We start from the raw sequence: 22,817 nt of genomic DNA, 5'->3' as shown, positions 1-22,817 counted from the left end.
ATAATGGGCTACTCAATGACGGTGAAAGGGGAAATGATGCTCGAGAATGGCAAAACGATGCCTTCGGTTGATGCTTGGCTGCGCGAGGCCAAGGCCGATGCTTCGGCGGCAGGCTGTGGGATGTATCTGACGCATAACGGCGTGGTGCGCGCGACGCCCAAGTCCGAGGTCCGCGGGATCGAAACCGATGGTGTAGCTCCCGGACGCAGGGTGGGCGGCATGGTGTTCGGCTTCGATGCTCAGAAAGTGCAGGCTGCTATCGAGGCCACGCGCGCGATGCCGGGTATCGGCTATGTGCGCGTGTGGCTGGCAAGCGGCGAGCTTGCCGTAGGTGACGACATCATGCTCGTGCTCATTGGCGGGGACATTCGCCCGCATGTGGTCGATGCGCTGCAGGCGCTCGTTGGCACCATCAAGAACGAATGTGTGAGTGAGGTCGAGCGCGAGGCGTAGAGGCTTGCGTCGATAGAAGGCTCGTTTATAAAAATGCCCGCCGGTACGTGTGATACCGGCGGGCATTTTGCGTTTTGGGCGCGGTGGGCGCTACACGCGCGTCGCATCCTTGGGGCTCATGGTCATGCTCTGGAAGCGATTCTCCATAAAGTCATTATCGAAGTACTTGCCGTAGAACTGCGCAACGGGAATATCCGGTTCCGTGCCGTTGACGCGCTGATACCAATAATCGAGCGACTGCAGCGTCATAACGCCATCGACCAGCATAATGATGGTGAAGATGACGGTAGCCGAGTAGCGACTCTTCCACGGAATCATGTTGATGAGCTTGAGCAGTCTCGGCAGCAGCAGCTTGATCCAGATGAGGCCACCCAGACCCCACAGGCAGGCGAAGCCTGTGCAAGTACGTCCGCCGGTAAGGACGGCGAGCGGATCGGGCATGCCAAAGAGCTTCATATGCGAGTAGCTCCACGAGACCACGCCAAACGAGGTCTGCATAAACCAGCCCACGAACACCTCAAAGCTTGCGCCGAGCAGCGCGCTCACCAAAAAGATAATGATGGGGTTCTTTTTGTAGAAGCGGTTGAGCACCATGGTCATGAGCACGGCGCCAAATCCGTAGATGGGGCTGAAGGGGCCAAACAGCATGCCGGCGCGGTTCTGGTAGACGCCCGGGTCGTCGACCGTCATGTGCCAGATGTCCTCGGCGATCAGGCCGAGTATGCAGCAGACAAAGAATACCCAGAACAGGTTGAAGTAGTTGAGCTTGATGTAGCCTTCGCCGGTTTCATCGCGCCCGAGCATGCCCTCGGCGGCGGCGTCGCGATCGAGCATTTCCTGCAGGCGGCGCTGCAGCTCGCGCTCCTGGCGCAGCGTGGGGTCGACGGTGGTCGAAAGCGCGACGAGGATGCCGAGCTGGATGGCAGGGCGCAGCAAGAAAGGCCCGATACCCTGGAGCATCACGTCGACCAAAAGCTCGACGACGGTCAATGCGATAAGGATATAGGACAGACGGGCGGCATTGCGGCGCTGGTTCTTGATGAGGTCCAGGCCAAAGATGATCAAGATGACGACACTGGCAGCCGAGAGCATGATGCCGGCGACAATCAGTCCGACCGCGACGAGCGTGTTGTCGCCGAGCTTGGCGGCGGCGTTGCCGTTGATGAGTGCGGTGATGACCTGCCACATAAAGGCGCCGACCGACGGGAGCGTACCCACGCCGGACAGGATGCACAGGACTGCGTAGACCTTGATGATAAGGGGGATCTTCTTGGCCTCCGTGGTGCTGGGGACACTGGGGTCGAGTTGATTTCGATCCATACGCTACCTTTCTCGTCTTGTAGTAGCCTACAAGGATACGCCGACGACCAGCTAAAAGACAGGACGAACGTCCCAATTGCAACAATGTAGCCCCTAGCGCGGGCGAGACACGGCGCACGGGAAGTCTTCTAGGCCGTTGCCCCTGAGAGTGGACTACCCAATAAAATGTTTGGTCGCAAAACGGATAATAAGCTCGGTGGGCTTTTAAAAAGCGCTGCTCATGCGCTGGGGAGCTTGTCTTGCCGTGCGTATAATAAGGCAGGTAACGCCAAATAACGAGGCTCTGAGGGGATGCCATGTCTCAAGAAACCATCCGCGCGGCCGAGCGTGCCGCGGGACAGGTGAAGACCATGTCGACGTATGATCCGGACTCCGACCAGCTGCATGAGGAATGCGGCGTTTTTGGTGTGTGGGCGCCCGATCGCGACGTGGCTCGACTGACGTACTTTGGCCTGCGTGCACTGCAGCACCGCGGCCAGGAATCGGCGGGAATCGCCGTGGGCGACGGCGGCACGGTTATGGTTCGCAAGGACCTGGGCCTGCTCGACCGCGTGTTCTCCAACGCGGACCTGTCGACGCTCTCCGGCCAACTGGCTGTGGGTCACGTGCGCTACGGCACCGCCGGCGCCAAAAGCTGGGAAGCCTCGCAGCCACATCTTTCGACCATTAATAGCGTCATCATCGCACTTGCGCACAACGGTACCCTCGTCAACACCGACGAGCTGCGCCGTCAGCTGATTGAGCTGGGCGTGCCGTTCCTCTCCAATTCGGATTCCGAGGTCGCGACCAAGCTCATCGGCTACTTTACGCAGCGCACAGGCCATTTGCGCGAGGGCATTCGCAAGACGATGGAACTCGTGCGCGGTGGCTACGCCATGACGCTCATCAACGAGCAGGCGCTCTATGCTTTCCGCGACCCGCACGGCATTCGTCCGCTGGTGCTGGGCAAGCTTGTGGACGAGGGCTTGGACCAGGCCGACGCTGCATCCGTTTCGCAGCTGCCGTCGCAAGACGACGCCGCGACGGTCGACGCTGCCACTCATGTCACTCGCGCTGGTGGCTGGGTCGTTGCGTCCGAGACCTGCGCGCTCGACATTGTGGGTGCCGAGTACGTTCGCGACGTCCGTCCCGGCGAGATCTTGCGCATCAGCGCCGAGGGCTTGGTGTCCGAGCAAGGCGTGCCCGCTGCCGAAGAGCCCGCCAACTGTATCTTTGAGCAGGTCTACTTTGCCCGTCCCGATTCCATCATGAATGGCAAGAGCGTTTACGCCTGCCGCTATGACATGGGTCGCCAGCTGGCACACGAGGAGCCCGTCGAGGCCGACCTGGTCATTGGCGTGCCCGACTCCGGTCTGCCGCCTGCGGAGGGCTATTCGCACGAGAGCGGCATTCCCTTTGGCGAGGGCCTCATCAAGAACCGCTATGTGGGCCGTACGTTTATCGAACCTACGCAGGAGCTGCGCGCCATGGGCGTGCGTATGAAGCTCAACCCGCTGCGCGATAACATCGAGGGCAAGCGCCTGGTCGTCATCGATGACTCCATCGTGCGCGGCACCACCATGGTGCAGCTCGTCAAGATGCTGCGTAACGCCGGCGCCAAGGAGATCCACATCCGCATCAACTCGCCCGAGGTCATCTGGCCGTGCTTTTACGGCATCGATACCGACGTGCAGTCGCAGCTTATCAGCGCCAACAAGACAGTCGAAGAGATCCGTGAGTATATCGGCGCCGATTCGCTCGCCTTCCTTTCGGTCGAGGGCCTGCTGAAGGTCATGCCCAAGGGTGGCTATTGCGATGCGTGCTTTACCGGCCGCTATCCCGTGGCGATTCCCGACAGCTTTGGCCGCGACAAGTTTATGGAGGGCTTTAAGCCTCGCAACTTGGATAAGCCGCTGTACTTTGACGACGACGCCGTGGTCGAGAAATACGACGACCGCAGCTGGGAAGAGAAGCACGGCGAGGCCTAAAACCTGCCATGTAGGGACAGGTTTATTTTGGTAGGTTCTACCTGCTGTTTTGTTGATATGACGGTGCGCGCCGCTGCGGTGCGCACCGATATGAACGCAACTATGAGCACCGTTTGGCGCCCGCGCGGCGCCACGGTAGTGGGAGAGGAAGGCTCAGATGAGCGACAGCAAACATGTGACGTATGAGGACGCCGGCGTCGATACCGCTGAGGGCGGCCGCGCCGTCGACGCGATTAAGCAAATGGTGAAGGACACCAACCGCCCCGAGGTCATCGGCGGCATCGGCGGCTTTGGCGGCCTGTTCTCGGCCGCCGCGCTCAAGGATATGGAAGACCCGATCCTGATCAGCGGTACCGACGGCGTGGGCACCAAGCTCGTGCTCGCCCAGATCATGGATCGTCACGAGACGGTGGGCCAGGACCTGGTCGCCATGTGCGTCAACGACATTTTGGCTTCGGGCGCCGAGCCGCTGTTCTTCTTGGACTACATTGCCATTGGCCACATCGAGGCCGAGCATATGGCAAAGATCATCAAGGGCGTTGCCGACGGCTGCAAGCTCGCGGGCTGCGCGCTCGTGGGCGGCGAGATGGCCGAGCACCCGGGCGTCATGGCTCCGGCCGACTACGACCTCGCCGGCTTTACTGTGGGCGTCGTCGACCGTCCCAAGATGCTCGACCCCGCGAACGTTCGCCCCGGCGATGTGATCCTGGGCCTGCCTTCCACCGGTGTGCACTCCAACGGCTACTCGCTCGTGCGCAAGGTCATCGGCGTCGACGGCATTAAGCCGGGCACGCCCGAGGCCGCCGCTAAGGCCGAGGAGCTGAGCCGTCCGCTCGAGGAACTCGGCGGCGCATCGCTGGCAGACGCCCTGCTGGCTCCCACGCGCATCTACGTCAAGCCGATTCTGGAGCTGCTGCGCGGCGGCGCCAACGTGCACGCTATCGCCCACATCACTGGCGGCGGTATTACCGAGAACCTCAACCGCGCGCTTGCCGACGACGTCGACGCCGTGGTCACCCGCAACGGCGCCGAGATGGGTTGGGACGTTCCGCCCGTCATCACCTACGTGTCGCGCCAGGCCGAGCTCGCGCCCAACGAGGCATGCAAGACCTTCAACATGGGCGTTGGCCTGTGCCTGATCGTCGCCCCCGAGGACGAGGCTGCCGTGACCGAGGCCCTGGTCGCGCTGGGCGAGAAGCCGTTCCGCGTGGGCGAGTGCGTCGAGGGCTCCGGTAAGGTCGTGTACTCCGATGAGCGCTAACGAGCAGATGGCTGCTGCCGCGAGCCTGGGCTTTGTGCCCTACACCCGTCCGACCGGCACCGATACGGCCGAGCCGCTCAAGATCGGTGTGCTCATCAGCGGTTCGGGTACCAACCTGCAGGCGCTGATCGACCTGATCGCCGCCGGCAAGCTCAACGCTTCGATTGAGCTTGTGGTGTCGAGCCGTCCTTCGGCTAAGGGTTTGCAGCGCGCTGAGCGCGCGGGCATCCAGACGCTCACGCTGTCCAAGGATGTCTATGCCGACCCCATCGCCGCCGACGAGATCATTGCGCACGAGCTGCTCGAGCGCGGTTGCGAGTATGTGGTCATGGCCGGCTACATGCGCATGGTGCACACGCCGCTGCTGGCGGCATTCCCCAATCGCGTGGTCAATCTGCATCCCGCGCTGCTGCCGAGCTTTACCGGCGCGCATGCGATCGACGATGCCTTTGCGCGCGGCGTCAAGGTAACTGGCGTGACCGTGCATTTTGCCAACGAGATCTACGACAACGGCCCCATCATCGCCCAGCGCGCGCTGGCTGTTGAGGAGGGCTGGGACGTCGATACGCTCGAGGAGCACATCCACGCGATTGAGCACGTGCTGTATCCCGAGGTCGTGCAGATGCTCGCCGACGGTCGCGTCCACGTGCTGGAGAGCGGCAAGGTCGCAATTGACGCGCCTCGCGGCTAGCGGCGCACAGTACAATTTAGCCGAGTAGTCAGGGTGGTCATTGGCGCCAAGGCGCGCGTGGCCACCTTTTGTTTTGGGTAGTCATCGGGAACGGTCTTTAACGACTGGTCATTCAAGAACGTCGCAGGTGACTAGATGAGAGAGGTGAGCGCATGGCGGATAACGAAGCGCTGTTTACGCCTGAGCTGGTGTTTTTTGATTGGGAGTGTGCGACGCCGGATGAGATGTTCGCGCGGCTTGAGGGCGAGCTTGCACCACGTGGCTACATTGCATCCGGTTGGCTCGACGCCGTTCGCACGCGCGAGGATGCCTATCCCACGGGTCTTGCCATGCCGGCGGCAAACATTGCCATTCCGCATACCGATCCGGGGTTTGTGGCCAAGCCCTATATCGCGGTGGTGAAGCCCGCCGCGCCCGTGACATTCAACGCTATGGCTGGCATGGGCGCTCCGGTGCCGGCGCAGATCGTCATCAATCTGGGCATCGCCGAGCCGGGCGGCCAGGTCGAGGCCCTGCAGGCGCTCATGAACATCTTTATGGACGCCGATGCCGCAGCCGACGTGCTCGGCCAGACCACGTCCCAGGGCATGGTCGACGCCATCCGCCGTCACTTCTAAGGTGGGGCTGAGTCGGCACTTGGGGACGTTCCTTTTCTGCCGGCAGTAAGGGACAGTCCCCAACTGCCGGCATATAAAGAACGTCCCCAAGTGCCAAGTGCCACATCTGTCCCCTTTGCACCAAAATGGTGCAGATTAACCTGTCCCCAATGCACCAAGCGTGCCGCGGGGGCTGCGTTGTGACACAATGGCGTTTGTTCGATTCGTTATGCGAAAGGCCAACTATGGCAAATAAGAAAAAGAACTCCGAGGCCGCGCCGACGCCCGAGCAGCAGGCCCGCGCTGCCTCCAGCTCTCGCAAGAAACAGCGCAAGACGTACGTGTCTAAGACCGTCAAGATCGTCCTGGTGGTCATCGGCGTGCTGGCGATGCTGCTTTCCGTCTCGGCGATGGCGTGCTCCGGCCTTATGTCGCAGGCCGAGGACACCTCGGGCTACAAGCTGACCGGCGGTGTTGCTGCAACTATCAACGGCACCAACCTCACCGAGGACACCGTGACCAAGCAGATCATGAGCATGCGCGCGTCCTACGGCTACACCAAGGACAAGGACTGGGCGCAGTATCTGGTTGACAACGACCTGACACCCAAGAAGTATCGCAAGCAGCTCATCGATTCCTACACGCAGCAGATTCTGCTTCAGCAGGCGCAGAAGGAAAACGGCGTTACGGTGTCGGACGAGGAGGTCGAGAAGGCATGGAAGGGCGCGTGCAAGAGCGCGGGCGGTGCCAAGACCTTTAAGAAGACCCTCAAGACCTACGGCTATACCGAGGACACCTACAAGGACTCGCTCAAGGAGAGCCTGGCACAGCAAAAGCTCAAGGATGCCGTGGCGCCCACCAGCAAGCCCAAGGACAGCGAGATCGTCGATTACATCAACGAGAATCTGTCTAACTACAACGATGCTCGCCGCTCGTCGAACATCCTGATCAAGGCTGATTCCGACGCATCTGACGAGGACAAGGCCGCCGCCAAGGCCAAGGCGCAGGAGTGCCTGGACAAGATCAACTCCGGCGAGCTGAGTTTTGAGGATGCTGTGAAGCAGTACTCCGACGATGCCGGCTCCAAGGATAAGAAGGGCGATGTGGGCTGGGACAAGCTCACCACCTTCGTCGACAGCTACCAGGCGGCGCTCGAGGGGCTCAACAAGGGCGATGTGAGCGAAGTCGTCGAGTCGACCTATGGCTACCACATCATCAAGTGCACCGACTACTTCCATGTCGATAATCAGGTCGATGACATCAACCAGGTGCCCAAGGCCATCAAGAAGTATGTCTCCAACGTGGTGAAGACGCAGGCGGCCAGCACCGCGTACAGCGAGTGGCTAGAGCAGTACAAGAAGGACGCCGACGTTACCGTCAACCCCATGCCCAAGGACGTACCCTATAACGTGAGCCTGAAGGGCGTCACCAAGAGCTCGACCGACGATTCGTCGACGACTGAGTAATCATGGGGCGGTGCTCGCGCGAGTGCCGCCCACACTATTGAGGAGGATTTGCAGATGACCAACGAAGAGCTGCAGAAGGAAATGATCGCGGCCATGAAGGCCAAGGACAAGGTTCGCCTGTCCATCATTCGTCAGGTCAAGGCCGAGGTGAAGAATATCGAGGTCAATGAGCGCCGCGATGTGACCGAGGAAGACGTCAACAGCATGATCAAGCGTCTGATCAAGCAGACGAGCGAGACGCTGGAGATGTCCATCAAGGCCGGCACCGACCAGGAGCGTACCGACAATCTGACCGAGCAGGTCAAGATTCTGGAGAGCCTGCTGCCCGCACAGGTTTCGGGCGAGGAGCTCGAGGCTCTGATTGAGCAGGTCATCGCCGAGCTGGGCGCCACGTCCAAGAAGCAGATGGGCCAGGTCATGGGTGCACTCGGCAAGGCCACCGGCGGCAACTTCGATAAGCCGGCCGCAGCAAAGATCGTCGGAGCCAAACTAGCGTAGGGGCCGAGCGGTACATAGTTGATGTTGAGGGGGCGTGACCATTGCGGTCGCGCCCCTTTTTGCTGGCGGGGCACTCATTGGGGACAGACTTAAATGAGTGCCCAATGAGCAGGTACTCATTTAAGTCTGTCCCCAATGAGTGGGTTAAAGGTTGCGGGTTCTTTACGGGAATGTAGTGTGGGCTGCGGAAACGCGGTTCTTTCCGTACAATAGTTCAACTCGTGTAAACGCAGGGAAGGGACATTCATGGCAGACATGATCGAGATCAAGCATCTCAACAAGTACTTTGGCGACCTGCATGTGCTCAAAGATATCAATCTCACCGTCAAGCGCGGCGAGAAGCTCGTAATGATCGGGCCTTCCGGCTCGGGTAAGTCGACGCTCATCCGTTGCGTCGATTATCTGGAGGAGCCCACGTCGGGCGAGGTCGTCATCGACGGTACGCCGCTCACCAAAAAGAATCACCTGGAGATGGCTCGCAAGTATAGTTCCATGGTGTTTCAGCAGTTCAACCTGTATCCCAACATGACGGTGCTCGGCAACCTGACGCTCGCGCCCATCAAGCTGCAAAAGAAGAGCAAGGAGGAGGCGACCGAGATCGCCATCGCCGCGCTCAAGCGCGTTGGCATGGCGCATAAGGCCGGCGAGTATCCGCAGAATCTCTCGGGCGGTCAGCAGCAGCGCATCGCCATCGCCCGTGCCCTGTGCACCAAGCAGCCCATCATCCTGTTTGACGAGCCGACCTCGGCGCTCGACCCCGAGATGGTCCAGGAGGTTCTGGACGTTATGATTGAGCTCGCGCAGGAGGACATCACCATGATCTGCGTGACGCACGAGATGGGTTTTGCGCGTCAGGTGGCCGACCGCGTCATCTTTATGGAGGACGGCCGCATTCTGGAGGAGGGCACGCCCGAGCACTTCTTCGATAACCCCGAGAACCCGCGCTGCCGCGAGTTCCTGTCCAAGATTCTGCACTAGGCGCGGTGATGGACATGACGGATATGACAAGGGCGGCCGTGTCGCGCCGTCATTTTTTGCAGCTGGCGGGCGCCGGCATGCTCGCGCTGACGGGGACCGCGCTTACCGGTTGCGGCAACTCCACCAGCGGCGAGGGCTCCGACAAGGGGTCCAAGCTTGCGGCCATCAAGTCGCGCGGCCATCTGAATGCCGGCGTTAAGAAGGACGTTCCCGGCTATGGCTATTACGACACCGCCAAGGGCCGCTTTGAGGGCATGGAAGTCGATTTGTGCTATCAGATCGCCGCTGCCGTCTTTGGCGTGAGCTACAAGGAGGCCCGTGCCCAGGAGCTTGTCGAGTTTACCGACGTAACACCCAAGACGCGCGGCCCGCTGATCGATAACGGCCAGCTTGACGTGGTCGCGGCGACCTACACCATCACCGACGAGCGCAAGAAGAGCTGGGATTTCTCGACGCCGTACCGCACCGACTACGTGGGACTCATGGTCAAGAAGCGTTCGGGCTTTACCTCGATTGAGGATCTGGATGGCAAGGTCATTGGCGTGAGCCAGGGTGCCACCACACAGGGCCTCATCGAGCAGATGATCAAGGACAACGGCTTTAGCTGCAAGCCCGAGTTTAGGGCCTTTAGCGGCTACCCCATCATCAAGAGTTCGCTCGACGCCGGCAATATCGACGTCTTTGCCATGGACCGCTCCACGCTGGCCGGTTATATGAACGAGACCGTTGAGCTGCTGCAGCCCGAGGTCAAGTTTGGCGAGCAGGGCTACGGCGTGGCGACCAAGAAGGGCTGCGACCTTTCGGCCGTGGTCGATCAGGTGATTTGCGATCGCCTGGCCGACGGCTGGCTCGACCAAGAGGTCAAGACCTGGGGTCTTGTATAGGCACATCGTCCAAGGAAGGAATCAAATGCTCGAAGGATTATTTGACGCCGACCGTTGGTCGACGACATTTCAAAACATGGGGCCCTTCTGGGAGGGCTTTGGCGTGACGCTACAGGTGGTCGTTGCCGGTCTGCTGCTGTCGTTGGTGCTGGGCACGCTACTGGGTGTGTTCTCTACCACTCGCTCGCGCGTGCTGCGCGCCATAAGCCGCGTGTACGTGGAGTTTTACCAGAACACCCCGTTGCCCGTACAGGTGCTCTTTATGTACATGGCCGGTCCGCAGTTTTTGCAGGCCATAACCGGTGCCGACCAGCCGGTGCGCATCGCGCCGTTCGTGCTGGGCTTCTTGGGCGTGGGTCTGTATCACGCGGCCTACATTTCGGAGGTCATCCGCACCGGTATCGAGGCGGTTCCGCGCGGTCAGATGGAGGCGGCCCAGAGCCAGGGCTTCACCCGTGCGCAGGCGTACTGGTACATCGTGCTGCCCCAGACATTCAAGATCATTTTGCCGCCGCTGTGTAACCAGGCGCTCAACCTGGTCAAGAATACGTCGGTGCTGGCGCTTGTGGCCGGCGGCGACCTTATGTACCGTTCCGACAACTTTGTGAGTCTGTACGGTTACCTGCAGGGATACATCGTCTGCTGCCTTATGTACTTCATCATCTGCTTTCCGCTCGCCATGCTGGTGCAGTGGCTCGAGCGCCGCTCCAAGGAGCGTCCGCGCGGCGTGAGCCTGGCCGAGCTGGGGCTCGACAACGTAGAGGAGGCCTAGCGCATGGAAATCTTCAACGCGACCAACCTGCTCTACATTTGGGGCGGCTTTGTTAAGACAATCGAGATCTCGGCGCTGTCGATCTTTTTCTCGCTCATCTTTGGCACGGTGCTGGCGCTCGTTAAGAGCTATGCGCCCCGCCCGTTCCGTATTTTGGTGAGCGCCTATATCGAGCTGTTCCGTTGCACGCCGAACCTGCTGTGGATTCTGTTTATCTACTTTACGGTGCAGGGTTTGGACATTGTGATTTCGACCATCGCCTTTACGCTGTTTACCAGCGCTGTTATGGCCGAGATTGTGCGCGGCGGCCTCAACTCGATTCCGCGCGGCCAGTTTGAGGCGGCGCAGAGCCAGGGCTTCGGCTTCTTTGCCACCATGCGCTACATCATTCTGCCGCAAACGTTTAAGACGATCATTCCGGCGCTGTTTAGCCAGTGCACGACTGTCATTAAGGACAGCTCGTATCTTTCGGGCATTAACGTGGCCGAGCTCATGTACACGGCAAACGTCGTGATGGCCCACGCGATCGACCTGTCGCAGGTGCTTATGCTCTACGGCCTGGTGTTTGCGATGTACTTTGTGCTCAACTTTGGTATCTCGCTACTGGTTCGAGCGTATCAGAGGCGAATGGTGGCAGCGTAGAATGTGGCAAAGGGACAGCCCCTTTGTCACATAGAGAAAGGAATCGCGATGAGCGATCTGGAGAATAAGAAGAGTCCTGTGGTCATTACCATCGCGCGCGACTTTGGTGCCGAGGGCCACGAGATCGGACGTATCCTCGCCAACGAGTTGGGGATTCCGCTGTATGACAACGAGCTGCTGGTGCGTGCGTCGCTGCGTGCGGGTGAGTCGCTCGATAAGATGGCCGCCTACGACGAGCGCCTGGCCGTGGAGAACATGGCGTTTCTGCCCGACCGCTACGATGCGCGTTCGTACTCGGATAAGTTGTTCCAAAAGATGAGCCAGGTGATTTTGGATCTGGGCGAGACCGAGAGCTGCATTATCGAAGGCCGCCTGTCCGATTACCTGCTTCGCAACAACCCCAACCACATTGCCGTGTTGGTGACCGCTCCCTTTGAGGACCGCGTCGAGATCGTGCGCAAGAAGCGCGGCCTCAACAAAAAGAAGGGCGCCAAGCTGGTCAAGCAGCAGCAGAAGGCGCGCGAGGCGTTCTATAAGCGCTACAGCGCCGGAAAGTGGAAGATGACGAGCGGCAAGGACATCGTCGTCAACCGCGCCAAGCTGGGCCGCGAAGGCTGCAAGGATGTCATCGCCGCTGCCTACCGCTACAAGGTGGCGCAGCTCGAAGGCTAACCGACCAAAACCATCACAAAGGTGCCTGTCCCCATCGTGGTGGTTGGGTGGTCGGCATAGAAAAAGTCCCCGCCGGGCGTGTGCTCGACGGGGACTTTGCCGTTTGATGGCTAGCGCTGAGGGTGATTACTCGCCCAGCAGGCTCTTGGTGATGGAAGCGGCGGCCTTCTTGCCGGCGCCCATCGCCAGAATGACCGTAGCGGCACCGGTGACGATGTCGCCGCCGGCCCAGATGCGGGGATCGGTGGTCTGGCCGGTCTCCTCGTCGGCGACGATGTAGCCCCACTTGTTGAGCTCCATCTTGCCGCCGATCTTCTTTGCGAAGGGGTTGGCGTTGGTGCCGATAGCCGAGATCGCGACGTCGCAGGGGATCTCCTCGATGGCGCCCTCGATGGGCACCGGGCGACGACGGCCGGACTCGTCGGGCTCGCCGAGCTCCATCTTCTGGACCTTGACGGCGCACACGGAGCCGTCCTCGTCAGCGACAAACTCGAGCGGGGAAACGAGCGGCAGAACCTCGACGCCCTCGGCCTTGGCATGGTGCAGCTCGGCGCGACGGCAGGGCATCTCGTCCTCGGTACGGCGGTAGGCGATGATGGCGTGCTCGGCGCCCAGGCGCTTGGCGGTACGGACGGCGTCCATAGCCACGTTGCCGCCACCAAAGACGACGACGTTCTTGCCGTGCTTGGTGGGGGTGTCGTACTCGGGGAACTTGTTGGCCTTCATCAGGTTCACGCGGGTGAGGTACTCGTTTGCGAAGAAGACGTTGGGCAGGTTCTCGCCGGGGACGTTGAGGAACTTGGGCAGGCCAGCGCCGGTCGCCACGTAGATGGCGTCGAAGCCCTGCTCGAACAGCTCCTCGGCCGTGGCCATGTTGCCCACGACGGAGTTGTACTCAAACTTGACGCCCATGTCCTCCAGGCCGTCGATCTCGCGCTTGACGACTGCCTTGGGCAGACGGAACTCGGGGATGCCGTAGACCAGCACGCCGCCGCCGGTGAAGAAGGCCTCAAAGACGGTGACGTCAAAGCCGTTGCGGGCGAGCTCGCCGGCGCAGGTGATGCCGGACGGGCCAGAGCCGACGACGGCGACCTTCTTGCCGTTCTTGGGGGCCATCTTGGGCGTGGAGGCGAGCTCGGGGCGGTCACCCAGGAAGCGCTCGAGCTGGCCGATGGCCACGGGCTCGGATTTCTTACCACGGATGCACTTGCCCTCGCACTGGTTCTCCTGCGGGCAGACACGGCCGCAGATGGCGGGAAGCATGGAGTCCTCGCGGATGGTATCGAGAGCGCCGCCGAAGTCCTTCTCGCGGATCTGCTCGATAAAGCGGGGGATGTTGATGTTGACGGGGCAGCCCTCAACACAGAACGGCTTCTTGCAGTTGAGGCAGCGCTCGGCCTCGGCCAGCGCCATCTCCTCGGTGAAGCCCTTGTCGACGGGGCGGAAGTCGCAGGCGCGCTCGGCAGCCGGCTCCTCGTTATCGGGGGTACGGGGCGACTTCATATCGGCAACGAAACGACCGTTAACTAGTGGCATGCGCAGCTCTTTTCCTCATAGGCCTTGAGGGACTCGCCCTCTTCGGAACGGTAAGCGGCCTGGCGGGCACGAAGGTCATCCCAGTCGACCAGGGTGGCATCGAAGTCGGGGCCGTCGACGCAAGCGAACTTGGTCACGCCGCCCACCTCGACGCGGCAGCAGCCGCACATGCCGGTGCCGTCAACCATGATGGGGTTGAGCGACGCGGTGATGGGGGTGTCGTACTTCTGGGCGGTGAGGGTCGAGAACTTCATCATCGGAACGGGGCCGACGCAGAAGACCTGGCTCACGGCCTTGTCCTGCAGCAGGCGCTCCAGCGGAGCGGTAACAACGCCCTGCTCGCCGTAGGAACCGTCATCGGTAGTGATGTGGATGTGGTCCTCGTCGAGGAGCTCGCGGAACTGGTCCTCCATGAGCAGGAGGTCCTTGGTGCGGGCGCCCATGATGGCGTGCACCTCGTGGCCGGTCTCGACCAGGTGCTTGGCGACCGGGAAGGCAATTGCCAGGCCGACGCCGCCGCCAATGACGGCGCAGGGGCCCTCGGCCATCTCGGTGGGAACGCCCAGCGGGCCCACGACGTCGCGCAGCGACTCGCCGGCCTCGTAGGTGGAAAGCATTTCGGTGGTCTTGCCGATCACCATGAAGATGAACTCGACCCAGCCCTCGTCACCGTTCCAGCCGGCCAGGGTAAACGGGACGCGCTCGCCCGTCTCGTTGGCGCGAACCATGAGGAACTGTCCAGCGTGCGCATGCTTGGCGATTGCAGGCGCCTCGATGCGGAACTTGAACACCTTCTCCGAGAACTGCGTCTTCTCCAGGATCTTATACATAGAACCCCTCTCTTGTTAGGGCCGCCGAACCGTGCCTCCACGGAAATGGACGGTAGCCCGAATAAAACCGTACGCGCACAGGCGTTGTGCAGACATACGGTGCAAATTATACCCTCATGGACATGTCGCTTACGTGTATCTTCGGCGGTTGGGAGCAGGGTTTATCCACTTTGGCCTACCAAAGGGGGAGAGGTTTATTTTGGTCGGTTTTATCAGGTAAAACGGCAAATGGGGCCGGCCTCGGGTTGTGATGAGGCCGGCCCCCTTTGGGGTGCTATGCATGTATGTCGGCGCGCGGTTGATTGCGATGCCGCAACTGGGGCGTTTCCGCAGGTAAAACCTGCCAAAATAAACCTGTTCCTAAATGATAGGTTTTAGTGCTTGCCGTTGGCGGAGGCGGCACCGTTGACATGGTCGCGGGCATAGACCACGCCGTGCACGATCGCCAGGCCGGCGGCGTCGGCCGCGCGGGCGCAGGTGTCCTGGAAATCCTCGGCCTCGCGGGCGCGCAGCTGCTTAAGAACGTAGTCGGCGACGGCCATCTTGCCGGGAGGGTTGCCGATGCCGGTGCGGATGCGGCTGAAGTCGCGGCTGCCCATCTTGTCGATGATGGAACGCAGGCCGTTGTGACCGGCATGGCCGCCGCCCACCTTAACACGCACGTCGCCGGCGGGAATATCGAGCTCATCGTGGATTACGAGCAGCTCCTCGGCCTTGATCTTGTACTCGCGGCAGAGCTTGGAGATGGGACCACCCGAGGTATTCATATACGACTGCGGCTTGACCAGCACGATTTGGCGCTTACCGCCCTCTTCCTCGGGATCGTTGATGTTGATGAGCGCAACCTCGGCGCCTGCCTGGTTTTTCCAGTACGTGACGCCGGCCTGACGGGCCAGCTCGTCGATCGCCTTAAAGCCGGCGTTGTGGCGGGTCTCGGCATATTCCTCGCCAGGGTTGCCAAGCCCGGCAACCATGCGAATCTTAAGCGGCTGTGCAGCTGCCATGTTCATCCTTTCGTTGATTTGTCGCCTGCTATGGTGAGCGACCCTGTTGCCGCTGTCAAATGGAGGGTAATTGAGGGCGTTTAGGGGCGTTTGGACGGCCGTCGAAATCAGAGGTGGACAGTTAGTTCAGATACGTATAAGTTCTGAGGACTCGAAGTGCTCAATTCAATGCCGATACGTTGTTTTGGAGCTTTAGTTAGTCCATATGGCGCTGTTTTGAAGTCTACCCTGCCTTCAAATAGGGCGAATGGTATAGAGATAGCTGCAAAACAGCCTAATTCAATGTGTCCATTTATACGTATTTGAACTAACTGTCCAGTCCTGTTCGGCGGCGCGCGGGTGATTCGCCGTTTAGACCGGCGCAAGGCCGATTCCGGCCCGCAGAGCGTTGAGCCAAGCGGCCTGACGCTTACGATAGCCCTTGATACGGTATCGGAATCGGACTCCAGCGAGTCGATGCATCGTTTGGGCGAAGGCTTCGAGTGCAACAAGGTCTTTCATTTGGTCGCGATTGATAACCAGGACGTGGATGCCCATTGCCTTGAGGCCATTATTTCGATTGCCATCGTGGATGCGAGCGTTTTGAAGCTCATGCCCAATTCCGTTGTATTCGTTGTCGACTCCGGCTGCCGGGCAATATAGGTCGCAGATGGCATAGGGGATGCCCGAGGACATGTTGACCGCAAGAGTGTCGAAGTCGATTCGATAGTTGAGTAGCAGGCCTCCCATGGGCAGACTGCAACATCCGAATCCTCCAAAGCGCATGGGCGCTCCGAGAACGGCAAACATTAGGGATTCGGCTGGGGATGCAGATCCGGGTCGGGCAAGTTTGACTGCCGTGCGAAACGAGGTGTATGAGCTACTTTTGGCAAGCTGTGCAACAGCCTCGAGATCTTCGATGGTCGTGGCGGGCTCGCATTTGTAGTGTGCCTGTTCGTAGCGGGTTTCGTTCTGCTGTTCAGTCGCCGACTGGTCGCCCCGGCAATCGAGGTCGTCCATCGCTTCGTAGTCATCGCCCTTGGGCCAGATGTCGTCATAGGCAATGGGGTATGTTGCCCCGGGAGGAAGGGAGTAGGTTCCGAGCAGCTCCATAAGGAGCATCAAGGTTTTGGCGACTGATTCATTTTTGGAACAAAGCATGGCTGTCATGGCAGGAGACGTTGCGTAGATGTCGGCCTCGACGTGCATAATTGCACCTTCAGGAAGAGGAGCGGAGAGAATATGCTGAAGAAGTCGCTTGCCGGGGCGTCTGTTGTCTTCGTTTGAAACGAGAAGATCGAGCAGTTCGGAATCATCTTCATTCCAGGCGTCGAGTATCGAAAGTGCGTCAAAGTCTATCGCGTCATTATTGGGAATGCAGCTAGCCAAGGCCTGTGCTTGCTGTTCACTATCAACGGAGTCCCAGGGTAGGGCAGAGTACGCCCGTCGTGCGCGACGAATTGCGCGGAGGGCGGAGAGATGTGAAATCACGGTCGTCATAGCTATAACGTACTAAGTTGGCGGCAGAATGCGACCGCCATACCGTTCTTTTCGCTCAGCGGGGCGCTGCGCGCCATGAACGGCTGGGTGTTATGAAATCGGTGGAATCGGTTGAGGGGATTGCAGGAAATTGAGCTCTGCCGCGAAAGCTGACGATAGCTACTGGACGGTTAATTCAGATACGTATAAGGCGGCGGGCGTTCGAGGCGTGTCTAAGGCCCTTGAGGGCGATTTGAGGGTAAATATGCAGCGGTTGTACTCGAGAACGATGAGATTTGGACGGCATGGCATCCGCTGGGGAGCTCAGAAGGCTCCGAACGGTCCTTTGGAGCTTTAAAAAAATACGTATCTGAACTAATTGTCCAGGGAAGGTTGGCGAGGGATAGAAAAAGGGTCGGAAGCTCGCTTCCGACCCTTTAAAAGCATCAAAGATGATGCGCGGCAGACTACAGCGCGAAGTCGCCGCCGACGAGCGTGGAGACGGGCTCCTCGTGGTAAACGGCGGAGATGGCCTGAGCGAACTCCTCGGCGACCGAGATGGTCTTGATCTTGCCGCCGACCTCGACGGGAATGGCGTCGGTGACGAGGCACTCGACGATCGGGGCGTCGTTCAGACGCTCGATGGCCGGACCGGAGAAGATGCCGTGGGTGGCGCAGACGTAGATGTCGCCAGCGCCCATAGCCTTGAGCTCCTTGACGTTGGCGCACAGGGTGCCAGCGGTGTCGATCATGTCGTCGTTGATGATGCAGGTCTTGCCCTTGATGTCACCGATGATGCCCATGACCTCGGCGGCGTTGTGGCGCGGACGGCCCTTGTGGGCGATGGCCAGGTCGCAGCCGAGCATGTCGGACAGCTTCTTGGCGGCCTTGGCGCGGCCCACATCGGGGGAGACGACAACCAGGTTGTCGGTGTCGAAGTGCATGTCGTTGTAGTACTGGCCAAACAGCGGCAGCGCGGACAGGTGGTTAACCGGGATATCGAAGAAGCCCTGAATCTGGCCCTGGTGCAGGTCGAGGGTGATGATGCGGTTGACGCCAGCGCGCTCGAGCAGGTTGGCGACGAGGCGGGCGGTGATGGGCTCGCGCGGGCCGGCCTTGCGGTCCTGGCGGGCATAGCCGTAGTGGGTGATGACGGCGGTGATGGAGCGGGCGGATGCGCGCTTGGCAGCGTCGGTGGCGATGAGCAGCTCCATGAGCATGTCGTTGACGTTGCCGCCGGCCACGGACTGAATCAGGAAGACGTCGGCGCCGCGGACGGTCTCGTCGTAGCGGGCGTAAATCTCACCATTGGCGAACTGCTTTAGCGTAAGGCCCGAAAGCTCGACCCCAAGGTACTCAGCGATCTTCTGAGCGAGGGGACGGTTGGAGGAACCGGAATACACGCGGATGGACTTGCGCATATTCTCCGACTTCTCGGGATCATTAATCGGCATTACCCTTCTCCTTTATATCGAATGCCATATAGATGCCTTGTTGCATTGTAACCGCGCGACGGGGTTAATCGGGTCTTGATAACGTCTTTACCGTCAACGGACACGAACCGACCACTCATCCGGTTGCGCAGGTCACGATAGAAAAAGGAGCCGCCCCCATGGGAACAGCTCCTTAGATGCTTGGTAAAACGTTATACCTCGTCGTCCTCGTGCAGACGGCGGCGGTAATCGGCGGCCCAGCCCTCAATGTTTACCTGGCGGGCACGACCCAGGCCAAGTGCGTCGGCCGGGACCGGCTCGGTGATGACGGAGCCGGCGGCCACGAGCGCGCCGTCGCCGATCTGGGCGGGCGCGACCATCATGGTGTCGGAACCGATGAAGGCGTCCTTGCCGATGACGGTCTTGTGCTTGTGCACGCCGTCATAGTTGCAGGTGATGGAGCCCGCGCCCACGTTGACGCCGGAGCCCATGGTGGTGTCGCCGATGTAGGACAGGTGCGGCACCTTGGAGCCCTCGCCGATCGTGGACTTCTTGATCTCCACGTGCGTGCCGGCCTTGGAGCCGTCGAGCATGTGGGTGCCCGGGCGCAGGTAGGCGCGCGGGCCGCAGTCGACGCCGTTCTCGATGACGGCCTCGATGGCGATAGTCTCATCGATGGTGCAGCCGCTGCCGACGGTGGTGTCGGTGAGGCGGCTGTTGGGGCCGAGCTGGCACTCCTCGCCCACGGTGACGTGGCCGATCAGGTGCGTCTGCGGCCACACGACGGTGTCGCGGCCGATGGTGGCATCGGGGCCGATCCAGGCCTGCGTGGGATCGATGAACGTGACGCCCTCGGCCATCCAGTGCTCGTTGATGCGGTCGCGCGCGATAGCGGTGAGCTGCGCGAGCTGAATGCGGCTGTTGACGCCCAGGCCATCGCGGTAGTCATCGCAGTGGAAGATGGAGACCGCCTGGCCGTGACCCTTGAGGATTTCGAGCATGTCGGGCAGGTAGTACTCGGACTGCGCGTTGTCGTTGCCGATCTCGTTAATGTGGGCGGCGAGCTGCGCGCCGTCAAAGGCGTAGCAGCCGGCGTTGCACTCCAGCAGCGTGGCGGCCTGCTCGGGCGTGCAGTCCTTCTGCTCGATGATGCGCTCGATCTGGCCGTCGGCGCCCAGCTTGATGCGGCCGTAGCCGAAGGGGTCGGGCGGGGTCATGGTCATGACGGTGCAGGCGAGCTCGCCGGTAGCGACGGTCTGTGCGAACTTGGCGACGGTGTCGGCGGTGATGAGCGGCAGGTCGCCGTTGAGCACGACGACGGGGCCTTGCGTGATGCCGCAGGCCTCGAGCGCGACCTTCATGGCGTGACCGGTGCCCAGGCGCTCGGTCTGCTCGACGCACTCGACCTTGGTGGCGCTGCTGGCGTAGGCGCCGTCGATGAGGGCGCGCATCTCGTCGGCGTGGCTGCCGATGACGACCACGACGCGGCTGCAGCCGGCCTTGATGGTGGCGTCGACGATCCACTGGACCATAGGCTTGCCCAGGATCTTGTGCGAAACCTTGCAGTGGTTCGACTTCATGCGGGTGCCCTCGCCGGCAGCGAGGATAATTGCGGTTGCGTCCATGTGATCTCCTGTTACGTTATAGAGACGTGTGTTTGGAAACGATACACGGCGCAATATGATACCGCAGGCATATGTTGAGCGCGTAGCGATTGGTTTGCGGCGGTTGGGGCTTGCGCCGCCGTCGTGGCGTTTGCGCTGCTTGCGTGCGGCGTTGGCGGTGCTGCGGAGCTGTCTTTTGAGCGAGGGGACGGGGGTGCCCGTGGACAACATACAAGAGGAGTTTGGCGGCGAGCCCGTCGCGGCATTCTCGATGTCGCATCCGGCTGTGCCGGCCCTCTACATGGTGCTGACGCTGGGGCTCACCATGTTCTCGATGCAACCGGTGCTGATCGTGCTGTCGCTTGCGGGCGGGCTGGCGTATGGATTTGCGACGCGTGGGGCTGCCCGCACGCTGGGCGCACTCCGCTGGCAGTTGCCGGTGATTTTGATTATCGCGCTGGTCAATCCGCTGTTTAGCGCCTCGGGCTCGACGGAGCTGTTCCGTATTGGCATGCGCGCGGTGTATCTGGAAAGCATGGTATACGGCCTGTGCATGGGCGGGCTGTTTGTGGCGAGCGTGCTGTGGTTTGAGGCCGCGGCGTCGATGCTCGAATACGACAAGGTGCTCGCGCTGCTGGGCAATGCCGCACCGGTGATTGCGCTCATGATCTCGATGTGCATGAGGCTTATCCCGCAGTTTTTACGCCGCGGCCGCACGGTGCTGGCGGTGCAGGATGCGATTGATGTGCCGGGGCGTGCGCCGGCCGACCCCGTGCGCTCGCGCTTGCGGGCATCGAGTGTGTTGATGGGCTGGGACATGGAAGATTCGCTGGAGCGCGCGGACGCGATGCGCTCGCGCGGGTGGGGTGCCGCGACGCGTCGTACGACGTATGCGCGGTATCGGCTGGGGCGCAGTGACGTTGCCGCGCTGGCCGGGCTCGTACTGTTTGGCGCTGCCGCGGTGGCGGTGGCGTGGACCGCGACGACGCAGTATTCGTTTTATCCGCAGCTCTCGGTGCCGGCGCCGTGGCCAGGCTATGTCGTGTACGCCGCCTGGATGGTGTTGCCTTGCGCGTTGCACGCGATTGATGAGAAGAGGTTTGGCTGATGGCTCGGTTTGATAGGAGCTCGGCGGCGGGTGTGGCATATGGCTCGGCCGCGCCGGCGATTGAGGTGCGAGGCCTTAGTTTTGCCTATCCCGGGGTCAAGGCACCGGTGCTCGAGGGGCTTGATTGGCATGTTTCCCAAGGTGCGTTTGCACTGCTTGTTGGCGGTACCGGTTCGGGCAAGTCGACGCTGCTGTCGCTGCTCAAGCCCGAGATCGCTCCAGCGGGCGAGCGCACTGGCGAACTGCGCGTGCTGGGCGAGAACGTTGCCGACATGGACGTGCGGGCATCGGCAGAGCGCGTGGGTTATGTGTTTCAGGATCCCGAGAACCAGATTGTGTGCGAGACCGTGTGGCACGAGATGGCGTTTGGCCTAGAGAATCTGGGTGTGTCGCGCGACGAGATGCGCCGCCGTGTTGCCGAGACCAGCTATTTCTTTGGTCTGGAGGACTGGCTTCATCGTGATACCGATACGCTTTCGGGTGGCCGCAAGCAGCTGCTGTCGTTGGCGGCCGTTCTGGCGCTGCGCCCGCACGTGCTGCTGCTCGACGAGCCCACGTCTCAGCTCGATCCCGTTGCCGAGAAGAATTTCCTGCACGCGCTGTTTCGTGTAAATCGCGAGCTGGGCTGCACGGTTGTTGTGGCGACGCATCAGCCGCGCCCAATGCTCGAATACGCGACGTGTGCGTACCGGATTGAGGATGGCCGCGTGCACGAGGCGGCGGATATGGCTTCTTTGGTACGCCGAGAATCGCTGTTTTCCGATGACACGTTGGGGTGGGGTGCCATCCGATGTGCAAAAAACGGAGTATTCAGCAGGCGTGAGGACAATTTGGGCTCTCTGGAGCCGCCCGGGGGCGTATCGAGCGCGAAAAAAAGTTTGGAATTGGACAAATCGTCCGAATTTGTGGCGCAAACGTCGCTCGAGAACGGCTTGGAAGCCTTCTCGCGCACGGATGGAAGCAGAATACTCCAAAAAATGCACGCTGGGTCGGCTACCACCCTGTCGGAAGGTTGGTTTCGCTACGATCGAGCGTCCGGCTGGGTGTTGCGTGGGCTCGATGCGTCGTTTTCGGCCGGTGCGGTGCATGCGATCGTGGGCGGAAACGGATGCGGTAAGTCGACGATGCTCTCGGTGCTGGCGAAGACCGCCAAGCTGCAGCGCGGCCGCATGGTGCGCGGAGCGGCCTCGGCGGCGCTGCTGCCTCAGAATCCCAAAGCATTGCTGGTTGCCGAGACGGTGTGCGACGAGCTGATGGAATGGGCTTCAGCCTGCGGATATGACGAGACCGTGGCGCGGGAGCGCGCGGCGAGCTTGGGGCTGGACGGCCTGGAGACGCGCCACCCCTACGACCTCTCGGGCGGACAGCGCCAGCTGCTCGCACTGGCAAAGCTGCTGCTGATCGGCCCCGAGCTGCTGCTGCTTGACGAGCCCACGAAGGGCTTGGACCTGGAGAGCCGCCGCATCATCGCCCGCGCCCTGCGTGACCATGCGAAGGTTGGCGGCACCGTCATCATGGCCACGCACGATCTGGATTTTGCCGAGCAGGTTGCCGATGACGTTGCCATGATGTTTGACGGTGAGATTGCCTGCATGGAGTCCCCGGCCGACTTCTTTGCCGACAACGTGTTCTATAGGGCGTGAT

General features: G+C 61.0%; 21 protein-coding genes. 14 read left to right on the top strand and 7 right to left on the bottom strand.

The window, feature by feature from the left end:
• Nucleotides 1–3: 3 nt before the first annotated feature.
• Nucleotides 4–453 (top strand): molybdenum cofactor biosynthesis protein MoaE, encoded by a 450-nt coding sequence (locus RX395_RS01985; RefSeq protein WP_082437815.1) that lies wholly within the window; start codon nucleotides 4–6, stop codon nucleotides 451–453.
• Between the two features lie 90 nt (nucleotides 454–543).
• Here the strand turns inward: RX395_RS01985 and RX395_RS01980 are convergent, their stop codons facing one another.
• Nucleotides 544–1,773 (bottom strand): putative ABC transporter permease, encoded by a 1,230-nt coding sequence (locus tag RX395_RS01980; RefSeq protein WP_316365074.1) that lies wholly within the window; start codon nucleotides 1,771–1,773, stop codon nucleotides 544–546.
• Between the two features lie 296 nt (nucleotides 1,774–2,069).
• On the opposite strand from RX395_RS01980, the gene RX395_RS01975 reads away from it, so the two are divergent.
• The 11 genes from RX395_RS01975 (at nucleotide 2,070) to RX395_RS01925 (ending at nucleotide 12,200) form a co-directional block, all read left to right on the top strand.
• Nucleotides 2,070–3,740 (top strand): amidophosphoribosyltransferase, encoded by a 1,671-nt coding sequence (locus tag RX395_RS01975; RefSeq protein WP_316365072.1) that lies wholly within the window; start codon nucleotides 2,070–2,072, stop codon nucleotides 3,738–3,740.
• Between the two features lie 157 nt (nucleotides 3,741–3,897).
• On the top strand, nucleotides 3,898–5,001 hold the full coding sequence (gene purM / locus RX395_RS01970) for a phosphoribosylformylglycinamidine cyclo-ligase (protein ID WP_316365070.1): 1,104 nt from the start codon (nucleotides 3,898–3,900) through the stop codon (nucleotides 4,999–5,001).
• Entirely contained in the window at nucleotides 4,991–5,692 is a 702-nt protein-coding gene (gene purN, locus RX395_RS01965; RefSeq protein WP_006235804.1) for a phosphoribosylglycinamide formyltransferase, read from the top strand. The genes purM and purN overlap by 11 nt, the downstream gene beginning before the upstream one ends.
• Before the next feature lie 152 nt (nucleotides 5,693–5,844).
• Nucleotides 5,845–6,309 (top strand): PTS sugar transporter subunit IIA, encoded by a 465-nt coding sequence (locus RX395_RS01960; protein ID WP_316365068.1) that lies wholly within the window; start codon nucleotides 5,845–5,847, stop codon nucleotides 6,307–6,309.
• A 224-nt stretch (nucleotides 6,310–6,533) separates the two neighbouring features.
• Nucleotides 6,534–7,754 carry a peptidylprolyl isomerase gene (locus RX395_RS01955; protein ID WP_316365066.1) on the top strand — a complete coding sequence of 407 codons (1,221 nt, stop codon included), beginning with the start codon at nucleotides 6,534–6,536 and terminating at the stop codon, nucleotides 7,752–7,754.
• A gap of 54 nt (nucleotides 7,755–7,808) precedes the next feature.
• Nucleotides 7,809–8,252: a GatB/YqeY domain-containing protein gene (locus tag RX395_RS01950; RefSeq protein ID WP_006235801.1), complete on the top strand. Its 444-nt coding sequence runs from the start codon at nucleotides 7,809–7,811 to the stop codon at nucleotides 8,250–8,252.
• A 246-nt stretch (nucleotides 8,253–8,498) separates the two neighbouring features.
• Nucleotides 8,499–9,230 (top strand): amino acid ABC transporter ATP-binding protein, encoded by a 732-nt coding sequence (locus RX395_RS01945; protein ID WP_022094215.1) that lies wholly within the window; start codon nucleotides 8,499–8,501, stop codon nucleotides 9,228–9,230.
• 8 nt (nucleotides 9,231–9,238) lie between these two features.
• Entirely contained in the window at nucleotides 9,239–10,114 is an 876-nt protein-coding gene (locus RX395_RS01940) for a transporter substrate-binding domain-containing protein (RefSeq protein WP_082435536.1), read from the top strand.
• A gap of 25 nt (nucleotides 10,115–10,139) precedes the next feature.
• On the top strand, nucleotides 10,140–10,886 hold the full coding sequence (locus RX395_RS01935; RefSeq protein ID WP_035136546.1) for an amino acid ABC transporter permease: 747 nt from the start codon (nucleotides 10,140–10,142) through the stop codon (nucleotides 10,884–10,886).
• 3 nt (nucleotides 10,887–10,889) lie between these two features.
• Nucleotides 10,890–11,528, top strand: a complete 639-nt coding sequence (locus tag RX395_RS01930) for an amino acid ABC transporter permease (protein ID WP_006235796.1) — start codon at nucleotides 10,890–10,892, stop codon at nucleotides 11,526–11,528.
• Nucleotides 11,529–11,576: 48 nt separating this feature from the next.
• Entirely contained in the window at nucleotides 11,577–12,200 is a 624-nt protein-coding gene (locus RX395_RS01925) for a cytidylate kinase-like family protein (RefSeq protein ID WP_022094991.1), read from the top strand.
• Nucleotides 12,201–12,326: 126 nt separating this feature from the next.
• On the opposite strand, the gene gltA is transcribed toward RX395_RS01925, so the two are convergent.
• The 6 genes from gltA to glmU all read right to left on the bottom strand — a co-directional run bounded on the left by gltA (nucleotide 12,327) and on the right by glmU (nucleotide 20,086).
• On the bottom strand, nucleotides 12,327–13,736 hold the full coding sequence (gltA, locus tag RX395_RS01920) for an NADPH-dependent glutamate synthase (RefSeq protein ID WP_316365061.1): 1,410 nt from the start codon (nucleotides 13,734–13,736) through the stop codon (nucleotides 12,327–12,329).
• Nucleotides 13,727–14,566 carry a sulfide/dihydroorotate dehydrogenase-like FAD/NAD-binding protein gene (locus RX395_RS01915; RefSeq protein WP_006235793.1) on the bottom strand — a complete coding sequence of 280 codons (840 nt, stop codon included), beginning with the start codon at nucleotides 14,564–14,566 and terminating at the stop codon, nucleotides 13,727–13,729. The genes gltA and RX395_RS01915 overlap by 10 nt, the downstream gene beginning before the upstream one ends.
• 374 nt (nucleotides 14,567–14,940) lie before the next feature.
• Nucleotides 14,941–15,570, bottom strand: a complete 630-nt coding sequence (pth, locus tag RX395_RS01910; protein WP_006235792.1) for an aminoacyl-tRNA hydrolase — start codon at nucleotides 15,568–15,570, stop codon at nucleotides 14,941–14,943.
• A gap of 351 nt (nucleotides 15,571–15,921) precedes the next feature.
• Nucleotides 15,922–16,938 (bottom strand): hypothetical protein, encoded by a 1,017-nt coding sequence (locus tag RX395_RS01905; protein ID WP_316365057.1) that lies wholly within the window; start codon nucleotides 16,936–16,938, stop codon nucleotides 15,922–15,924.
• Nucleotides 16,939–17,495: 557 nt separating this feature from the next.
• Nucleotides 17,496–18,482, bottom strand: coding sequence for a ribose-phosphate diphosphokinase (locus tag RX395_RS01900; RefSeq protein ID WP_022094252.1), 987 nt, complete (start codon nucleotides 18,480–18,482; stop codon nucleotides 17,496–17,498).
• 191 nt (nucleotides 18,483–18,673) lie between these two features.
• Nucleotides 18,674–20,086 carry a bifunctional UDP-N-acetylglucosamine diphosphorylase/glucosamine-1-phosphate N-acetyltransferase GlmU gene (gene glmU / locus RX395_RS01895; RefSeq protein ID WP_316365055.1) on the bottom strand — a complete coding sequence of 471 codons (1,413 nt, stop codon included), beginning with the start codon at nucleotides 20,084–20,086 and terminating at the stop codon, nucleotides 18,674–18,676.
• Between the two features lie 199 nt (nucleotides 20,087–20,285).
• Between glmU and RX395_RS01890 the strand changes: the two genes are divergently transcribed.
• Both RX395_RS01890 and RX395_RS01885 read left to right on the top strand, forming a co-directional pair.
• Nucleotides 20,286–21,173 (top strand): energy-coupling factor transporter transmembrane component T, encoded by an 888-nt coding sequence (locus RX395_RS01890; RefSeq protein WP_316365054.1) that lies wholly within the window; start codon nucleotides 20,286–20,288, stop codon nucleotides 21,171–21,173.
• Nucleotides 21,173–22,816 (top strand): ABC transporter ATP-binding protein, encoded by a 1,644-nt coding sequence (locus tag RX395_RS01885; protein ID WP_316365052.1) that lies wholly within the window; start codon nucleotides 21,173–21,175, stop codon nucleotides 22,814–22,816. The genes RX395_RS01890 and RX395_RS01885 overlap by 1 nt, the downstream gene beginning before the upstream one ends.
• The last annotated feature ends 1 nt before the right edge of the window (nucleotide 22,817 follow it).

Source organism: Collinsella aerofaciens (genome assembly GCF_032584215.1).
Classification (GTDB): domain Bacteria; phylum Actinomycetota; class Coriobacteriia; order Coriobacteriales; family Coriobacteriaceae; genus Collinsella.
Note: the sequence above shows the minus strand (reverse complement) of the source record. Positions and strands in the feature narration are given on the sequence as shown.

Bases quoted from the DNA above. Each gene is read 5' to 3' on its own strand.
- pth (WP_006235792.1), bottom strand. From the start codon at position 15,570: ATGGCAGCTGCACAGCCGCTTAAGATTCGCATGGTTGCCGGGCTTGGC.
- gltA (WP_316365061.1), bottom strand. From the start codon at position 13,736: ATGCCACTAGTTAACGGTCGTTTCGTTGCCGATATGAAGTCGCCCCGT.
- purM (WP_316365070.1), top strand. From the start codon at position 3,898: ATGAGCGACAGCAAACATGTGACGTATGAGGACGCCGGCGTCGATACC.
- RX395_RS01915 (WP_006235793.1), bottom strand. From the start codon at position 14,566: ATGTATAAGATCCTGGAGAAGACGCAGTTCTCGGAGAAGGTGTTCAAG.
- RX395_RS01985 (WP_082437815.1), top strand. From the start codon at position 4: ATGGGCTACTCAATGACGGTGAAAGGGGAAATGATGCTCGAGAATGGC.
- glmU (WP_316365055.1), bottom strand. From the start codon at position 20,086: ATGGACGCAACCGCAATTATCCTCGCTGCCGGCGAGGGCACCCGCATG.
- purN (WP_006235804.1), top strand. From the start codon at position 4,991: ATGAGCGCTAACGAGCAGATGGCTGCTGCCGCGAGCCTGGGCTTTGTG.
- RX395_RS01980 (WP_316365074.1), bottom strand. From the start codon at position 1,773: ATGGATCGAAATCAACTCGACCCCAGTGTCCCCAGCACCACGGAGGCC.
- RX395_RS01950 (WP_006235801.1), top strand. From the start codon at position 7,809: ATGACCAACGAAGAGCTGCAGAAGGAAATGATCGCGGCCATGAAGGCC.
- RX395_RS01885 (WP_316365052.1), top strand. From the start codon at position 21,173: ATGGCTCGGTTTGATAGGAGCTCGGCGGCGGGTGTGGCATATGGCTCG.
- RX395_RS01930 (WP_006235796.1), top strand. From the start codon at position 10,890: ATGGAAATCTTCAACGCGACCAACCTGCTCTACATTTGGGGCGGCTTT.
- RX395_RS01960 (WP_316365068.1), top strand. From the start codon at position 5,845: ATGGCGGATAACGAAGCGCTGTTTACGCCTGAGCTGGTGTTTTTTGAT.
- RX395_RS01925 (WP_022094991.1), top strand. From the start codon at position 11,577: ATGAGCGATCTGGAGAATAAGAAGAGTCCTGTGGTCATTACCATCGCG.
- RX395_RS01955 (WP_316365066.1), top strand. From the start codon at position 6,534: ATGGCAAATAAGAAAAAGAACTCCGAGGCCGCGCCGACGCCCGAGCAG.
- RX395_RS01945 (WP_022094215.1), top strand. From the start codon at position 8,499: ATGGCAGACATGATCGAGATCAAGCATCTCAACAAGTACTTTGGCGAC.
- RX395_RS01900 (WP_022094252.1), bottom strand. From the start codon at position 18,482: ATGCCGATTAATGATCCCGAGAAGTCGGAGAATATGCGCAAGTCCATC.
- RX395_RS01940 (WP_082435536.1), top strand. From the start codon at position 9,239: ATGGACATGACGGATATGACAAGGGCGGCCGTGTCGCGCCGTCATTTT.
- RX395_RS01975 (WP_316365072.1), top strand. From the start codon at position 2,070: ATGTCTCAAGAAACCATCCGCGCGGCCGAGCGTGCCGCGGGACAGGTG.
- RX395_RS01935 (WP_035136546.1), top strand. From the start codon at position 10,140: ATGCTCGAAGGATTATTTGACGCCGACCGTTGGTCGACGACATTTCAA.